8 protein-coding genes are annotated in these 6,399 nt (G+C 36.7%); all 8 read right to left on the bottom strand.

From position 1 onward, the window contains the following. Positions 1 to 800: 800 nt before the first annotated feature. The 8 genes from B3Q46_RS11325 to B3Q46_RS11290 all read right to left on the bottom strand — a co-directional run bounded on the left by B3Q46_RS11325 (position 801) and on the right by B3Q46_RS11290 (position 6,392). Entirely contained in the window at positions 801 to 1,532 is a 732-nt protein-coding gene (locus B3Q46_RS11325; RefSeq protein WP_228715703.1) for a hypothetical protein, read from the bottom strand. A 224-nt stretch (positions 1,533 to 1,756) separates the two neighbouring features. Next, positions 1,757 to 2,983, bottom strand: a complete 1,227-nt coding sequence (locus tag B3Q46_RS11320; RefSeq protein ID WP_286715514.1) for a hypothetical protein — start codon at positions 2,981 to 2,983, stop codon at positions 1,757 to 1,759. A 116-nt stretch (positions 2,984 to 3,099) separates the two neighbouring features. Next, on the bottom strand, positions 3,100 to 3,357 hold the full coding sequence (locus B3Q46_RS11315; protein WP_087540182.1) for a hypothetical protein: 258 nt from the start codon (positions 3,355 to 3,357) through the stop codon (positions 3,100 to 3,102). Between the two features lie 3 nt (positions 3,358 to 3,360). After that, the gene (locus B3Q46_RS11310; RefSeq protein ID WP_171488065.1) at positions 3,361 to 3,534 is read right to left on the bottom strand and encodes a hypothetical protein; all 174 of its coding nucleotides are present in this window, start codon (positions 3,532 to 3,534) and stop codon (positions 3,361 to 3,363) included. Then, a complete protein-coding gene (locus tag B3Q46_RS11305) occupies positions 3,534 to 3,764 on the bottom strand; it encodes a hypothetical protein (RefSeq protein ID WP_087540183.1) in 231 nt (76 codons plus the stop codon). The genes B3Q46_RS11310 and B3Q46_RS11305 overlap by 1 nt, the downstream gene beginning before the upstream one ends. 245 nt (positions 3,765 to 4,009) lie before the next feature. Continuing rightward, entirely contained in the window at positions 4,010 to 4,300 is a 291-nt protein-coding gene (locus B3Q46_RS11300) for a helix-turn-helix transcriptional regulator (protein WP_075167317.1), read from the bottom strand. Between the two features lie 131 nt (positions 4,301 to 4,431). Continuing rightward, positions 4,432 to 5,109: a hypothetical protein gene (locus B3Q46_RS11295; RefSeq protein ID WP_087540186.1), complete on the bottom strand. Its 678-nt coding sequence runs from the start codon at positions 5,107 to 5,109 to the stop codon at positions 4,432 to 4,434. A 5-nt stretch (positions 5,110 to 5,114) separates the two neighbouring features. Continuing rightward, positions 5,115 to 6,392 carry a tyrosine-type recombinase/integrase gene (locus B3Q46_RS11290; protein ID WP_286715506.1) on the bottom strand — a complete coding sequence of 426 codons (1,278 nt, stop codon included), beginning with the start codon at positions 6,390 to 6,392 and terminating at the stop codon, positions 5,115 to 5,117. Between the last annotated feature and the right edge of the window lie 7 nt (positions 6,393 to 6,399).

Raw genomic sequence — 6,399 nt, 5'->3', positions numbered from 1 at the left:
GTTCAGCGGACGCTTACGTTAATAGTAACTTTACGGAGAAGGTTAACATTCCTCAAATGCCTTTGAACATCTTGATAAGCTTTATTAGATATGGTTTCTCTTTGCTGATTCCTTTGAGCTGCTGGAAATTTAGCAATTTCTGAGTTTAAAAAATATTTACTCAAATTATCTTTTGAATAGGAATGATCGTATGCCATTTGAATTCATTATCATTAGAGATATAAAATAAATTATATTATAATTTCATATGTTTAGTTGAAAAATATATTTCTTTAGACCTTCTTGAAGATATAAAAATTATAAAGGTGATAAACATGAATCTTCAAAAATAGCAATTTTTATATCCTGTCTAATCTTCGGTATAGGTTTATTAGTCATCCGCATTGGTGAAACACGAAATATAGACCCACTATGTGGTTATGAAGAGGGCACGGAACTCTGTAATGGGCATCTATACGCAAAGGTTAATGAGCTAAAGTCAGTTGATAACTGCGATGATGAAGCCAATGATCCGGAAATGAATATTAATGATGAGTTCTTAAAAGGTTGTAGAAAATTTTTTACTCATGAAAAAGATTAGTAATTAGCATCTATACATCAATCTATCGAATAAGTCATAACTATTCGTTAAAACAAGAGAAATTATAGGCAACTTTTTGAAACTTATTGGGGAAATATAAGATCTTTCAAATCTGTTCAAAATTTACGAATAGTCTCCATAGAGTAGAACGCTTTTATTCTAAGACTTCGCTCATTTTAATCCATCTAACGAGACGTACCCGCTAGATGGATTGTTCCTGTTAAGAACAACGGCGTTCATACTCGTAGTCAATTTTATTTAATACACCTTGAGCGTTACCTTGGAAAAGTAATTGATCAAGCGGACTTCTTAAGTCAGTTTCCCAAGCATTTAGATCTTTATAAGGTGCTGTCCATCTTGCCATTGGACCGCAGAAATCCCCATTAGCTTTAGATGGATATTTCGAACGTGTAATAGCAATAGTTAAGCTACAGTGAGTATCACTAGAGAAGCAGTCTAAAGAAGCCATAGTAAACTTAAGATTATTCTCTCTCATGAATTTTTCTAGGTTACTCTTACCGTAGTTGACAGGTAAAAAATGGGCACCTTTTAAATTATTGTTTTGCATTCTTATGACATCATCACCGAGCTTTGCACGTTCTGGACTTGCATCGAATTCATCCCAACTGAAAGCTTTTTCTTTAATTGTTTTAATCTCAGTTTTTACAGTAGGTGAGACAGCTTTATCTGCGGAATTTACTTGAGGTTTTTCTATTGAATTTTGACTACTTGATTCACTCGCAATAGATTGGCTAGCTTGCGTAGAGACTTCCTTATCAATGTAAGATCTAGTGATTTCTCGACTAACTAAAGGTAATAATCCAATCATAAATAGGGTGATACCATATTTTTTAAGCTTGGTGAGCTTTATTACCTTAAAACCGATAATAAACAGTAGACATCCTAAAAGCATTAAAAGTGTGAAAAAACCCGCCATTTCAATCTCATTCATAGTTAGAAAGTACAACGGCGAGCATTTTATTTTGTGTGAAAAGTAAAATAAATTCAACCAAAGCTCTAAGTACAAAGCTTTGAGTATCTTCTAATGCTTTTAATATGAATATATAGCTCAATAGGTATTAGAGGAGTGTTCGTAAGAAAACCTATTTAATTTTATAAAAAATAAATACTTAAATAGGTTTTGTGCACTGCAATTATGAGGTGATTTTGACGACCTTAAAACTTCCTGCATAAATTGAATATCGCTTTAGAAACGATGCTATTCAACTCCGCATGAGTCTTAATTCCATATTCTAAGTTCCTTCTATTTCGGTTTACACTTCTCACTGCTCGTTCTTGCCCATAAGGCTTGATGCTTTCCTCATAGCTTGATCTAAATGTCTCATTTGCTTTCTGATCAAGCTCTGTAAATGTCAAAAATTTGAATCCTTGCTTAATGATGGTTTGCAGATTTTCGATTGAGCAATTGTTCTCTTTGAGAATAGATTGATCCAAAGTTACTTCAACTCGTAACCGATGTTCCTCTTTTGGTAAAGGTTGTTTATTGCTATCAGTCGTCTTTACATAAAGCCGATAACATAGTGGTGAGCCTTTTGGATTTACACCCAGACACCAGTCATGATTAAACCGTTTAAGAAGCATCAATGGCGAATGAGGAACAGGATTAAACTTATTTCTAATATCTACTTTTACATATTTGTAAATGCGAAAGTTATTTGCCGTTGCTTGGTATCGAAGAGATTTATGCAAAGCAGATAGTAAGCCTCTATTGTTCGCATTATAGAAATCTAGCGAAAGCTCAATATTGCGGATCTTCATTCTGAAAATTTCTGCACCGTATTGTTTCTCAAGTAGATCAGCAATCATCAGCAAGTCGGCTTTACTTTTGATGTCGTGAAGACGGACGGTAAAGATCAAGCCATCTTGATTGATATCACTCTCATCATGTTTCACATAATGCTTTTTCCCTGTCTTCATAGTTAGAAAGCTTTTAATATAGCTTCGGGCATTAGGCTTATGTGCGAAACTACAACGGCTTGGATCTACTTCAAAAGAAAGATCAAGCCAATCGATAACGGCTTTGATTTGGATTGGCTTAAAATGAATTGAATAACCGTTTTCCTGAAGCTCAGGATTTTTAAAGTCCATGTGTTTTTCAAAACTATAGCTAGAAATGTTGCTGTAAATTTCAGCTTCAATGGTTTCCGCAACATCAGCATTGATTTCTAAACGCCGTTGGTAAGCATCTAAGAAAGTATGAAGTTCGGTCGTTCCTGTTCTTTCTGAAAATGTTAAAGGTCTTCCTGATGAGTTCTGAAGCATATCCATCACAAGAAAGTTAAATAGCTTATCACCCTCGATATTGATTGCTCGTTCATCGCATGTTGCCATTGCTTCATAGAAGGATTCAAAGAGAATATTGCAGTATTGGTCTTGATTCATAGTTATTCCATGTTGCTCAACGGCGTATCTTTGAGCCGAGGAGACTTATTTGTAGCGGATCAGATGGAAAAGGGGATGCTTAGCATCCCCTTTGTTATTGGTTTGTTTGACAGGGCTTAGCTGACTTTCAATTGTTTTTGGAATTCATCGGTAACTTGTTTGGGATGAATATAGATACCAGTACTGATTTCTAGGTAATAAGCGATCATTTCACTTAAGGTCATGATGTCTTTAGCGTTGCTGAGATCATATTCATGAGTGATTTGAGCAATGGTATTTGTGACTTCAGAGCTAATAAGTGTATCTAGTACATCGACCGCAAGGGCTGTAGAGCCATCTTTCATGATGACTTCTGTTTTACTTAATGAACTCATGCTTTAACGTCCTGTTGTAACGAAGTAATTTTCAATGGCTGTATTAATCAGTACAGCCTCCTGACCCTGAAAAATTAAAAAGTAGGTTGTAGAAGCTGTGGATTCATATTTGTGAAGAATCTCATTGTCTTCTAACAATTCAGCCGACTGCTCATGAGAAATAATAGAAGACAGCATTAGATAATTTCTCCGTTATCTACTGGATGGTCTTCTACAGCGGTAATATGATATTGACCGCTCTCAAGTCCCTGTTGAAAGTGATATTCAATGAAGTAGTGAACTGCATGCTTAATTCCATCTACTGTAGTGAGATCAAATAAGCTTTGACCCTCATTCAGTAATGAGTTCAGTGTGTTTTGAACCAATGTATCTTTGAGCTGAGTCATTGTTTGTGTCATTTTTTCCATGTTGTATGTTCCTTGTTTGGCTCATTTGGTTTTGTTGAAATGAGCATTTACGAAAGCTGTAAGAACAGCAGTTGAGTATCGTCTCTCGCCGTTGATGACTTTGACATTGAGTTTGTATCCATCTTGATATCGATATTGAGAGGGATTAATCATCAGATACCGATACCAAGCCTTTTGAGAGCGTAGAGGTAGCCATTGGGCTAAAAACCTTGCGGATTCCCAAGTTGTAAATAATTCGTTTTGCATTACTGTTTCGACTCAAGCCATTCGATTAGGTCAGTGGTACGCCACGCACTCACACGTTCGCTCAAGCGTACAGGCGCAGGCATATCGCCTTTACGAACTAGGTCATAGATAGTTGAGCGACCTAACGGCAAGATGCCGACTGAAGGAGGGCGAGCTTTGATCCGTCGTTCCAAGCCTTTTGAGGTTTTATAGATACGTTCTTTGTGTTCGGCTGTTGTGGCGAGTTGGCAGATTCGCCAATAGTCACGCTCAAGTAAGCGTTTATAGATGTTTGGATCTTGTGGGGACATGAATTGCTCCTCATCGTTACGGTAGTGCTTCGTAGTGATAAGAAGATTAAAAAAGTGAAGATGTATAATCATCCTAACTAAGATTAATAAAATCTTAGTTAGGATTTTATTTATTTTAAATAATTGATTTTTTAAGTGTTTTTAAATAGGTATTTCTTAATTGATTTATTTGCCTGCGCAAAAATAGGTTCTACTGTATCGCTACTTAATCCTGCTTTTTCAATATCAATAGATTGAGCCATTAGGTCATATAAAGTATTTTGCTTTAAGCTTTTATATCTTTCGGAATTTTTCATACCTGCGAGCATTCCTCCAATGATTCTTAATAACTTTTGATTTTCTAAAGTTAAAGATTTTTCTGTTCTTGCTTCAATTAATTCATCTGTATTGAAAATACTTTCAAACTTTTCTTTTTCAATCAAAAAATCGAAACTATTGTATAACTGAGCATAAAATTCAATATCCAAAAAATCTAGGTTTGTTGGTAGATTTCTTAAGAGTGTGTAAGTTTCATCATTGATAGTTACATAGCTAATAGTAATAGGCTTCCCTTGAAGTAGTGAAACCACATCTTGATTGGTAATGTCATCTAAAGGTTCAACAAGTCCACGGAAAGGTTTAACAGAATCAACATAGTAGCCTTTGATTAAATTGGTATTTGAATCGATAGAGTTTCTTACGATAAAACCGCTATGCTTTAAATAAATTTTGATCTCTTTTGATGAATAAGCATCAATGAAATCATTCATATCAAATGATTTATGAGTGGTGAGCCTTTGCTGTACGTCTTTAAAAGTTAAATATTTCATTTAGATTAAGCCGCGCTATATTGAGTAAATTTGATTATGTTTCCGTCATTTGCAGGTTTAAATACAGATACGTCCCCACCTTGACGTAAAGTGTCCAAATAGTCCGCCCATAACTGTATAAGCTCACGTCTACGGCGTAAAAACTTAGTACGGTTGTAAGCTGTACCATTGGGATCACGTACCGTATGTGCTAATTGATGCTCAATAATATCGACTCGATATTCAAGCTCTTCACCTAAGATTGTGCGCGCCGTTGCTCGGAAGCCATGCGCCGTGTGCTTGCCTTTATAGCCAAGTCTATTGAGTGCTTGACGAATCGTATCCTCACTCATGCTTTCATGAGGTGACTTCACACTCGGAAAGACAAATGCTGAGGTTGTCCGCATATCTTCAAGCTGTTTCAAAATGTCAAAAGCTTGACGAGAGAGGGGAACGATGTGTTCTTGATGTGTCTTAGATGCACGAAAGCAAAGACGCTGATTCTCAAAATCGACGTGCTCCCATAGCAATTCACGGATCTCATTTGGACGTTGATAGATGTATGCTGAAAGCTTCAACGCAAGCTCTGTTCTTAAACGTGCACGAGGACTCTCCGCATGATATCGCCAAATCTTTTGGAGCAGTGTTTTAAGCTCTGATTCGCTTACTACGGCGTTATGATTACCTTTAATAGGTTTGGGTAAGGTAATGTCATAAGCTGGGTTATACGTGATCAGACGGCGTTTAAACGGAAGTTTTAAAACCATACCCATAATAGATTTAACACGGCGAGCCGACTCGAGTGCACCACGTTCTACAAGGCTATTCGTTACATCACGCTCAAGCTGTTCGACACTTAAATCAGTCACAGGTAATTTGCCAATGAACGGCAAAATATCACGATTGAGTTTGCGGATTGTTTCTCGGTCTACTTTGCCTTCAAGCTCACGAATCTTAAGCCACTCAAGGGCAAACTTTTCAAACGTATTCTCTAGCTTGGCTCTAAGTTCATCCCTATGGTGATTACGTTCCTCTGCGGGATCAATACCATCAGCAAGCATGCGCTTTACTTCATCACGTTTTAGACGTGCTTTCTCTAGGGTGACTTCATCATAGACGCCCAAGGCTAAGGTATTTCGTTTTTGACTGATTGGACGGCGGTAATCTAAACGCCAATATTTTGAGCCGTTCTTATGAATGAAAAGATACAGCCCACCACCATCAGCATGCTTATTACTGCTTTCAGGATCGTAAGCTAGATTCTTAACGGTTTTAGCTGTCAGTTTGTTGGATTGCTTAGCCAATTTTTAA

It is taken from the genome of Acinetobacter sp. UBA2581 (genome assembly GCF_002339435.1).
In the GTDB taxonomy this organism is placed as follows: domain Bacteria; phylum Pseudomonadota; class Gammaproteobacteria; order Pseudomonadales; family Moraxellaceae; genus Acinetobacter; species Acinetobacter variabilis.
Note: the sequence above shows the minus strand (reverse complement) of the source record. Positions and strands in the feature narration are given on the sequence as shown.

What these genes read in the sequence shown, in the direction of transcription:
- B3Q46_RS11320 (WP_286715514.1), bottom strand. Translation starts at nt 2,983, where the DNA reads ATGAATCAAGACCAATACTGCAATATTCTCTTTGAATCCTTCTATGAA.
- B3Q46_RS11295 (WP_087540186.1), bottom strand. Translation starts at nt 5,109, where the DNA reads ATGAAATATTTAACTTTTAAAGACGTACAGCAAAGGCTCACCACTCAT.
- B3Q46_RS11315 (WP_087540182.1), bottom strand. Translation starts at nt 3,357, where the DNA reads ATGAGTTCATTAAGTAAAACAGAAGTCATCATGAAAGATGGCTCTACA.
- B3Q46_RS11300 (WP_075167317.1), bottom strand. Translation starts at nt 4,300, where the DNA reads ATGTCCCCACAAGATCCAAACATCTATAAACGCTTACTTGAGCGTGAC.
- B3Q46_RS11310 (WP_171488065.1), bottom strand. Translation starts at nt 3,534, where the DNA reads ATGCTGTCTTCTATTATTTCTCATGAGCAGTCGGCTGAATTGTTAGAA.
- B3Q46_RS11305 (WP_087540183.1), bottom strand. Translation starts at nt 3,764, where the DNA reads ATGGAAAAAATGACACAAACAATGACTCAGCTCAAAGATACATTGGTT.
- B3Q46_RS11325 (WP_228715703.1), bottom strand. Translation starts at nt 1,532, where the DNA reads ATGAATGAGATTGAAATGGCGGGTTTTTTCACACTTTTAATGCTTTTA.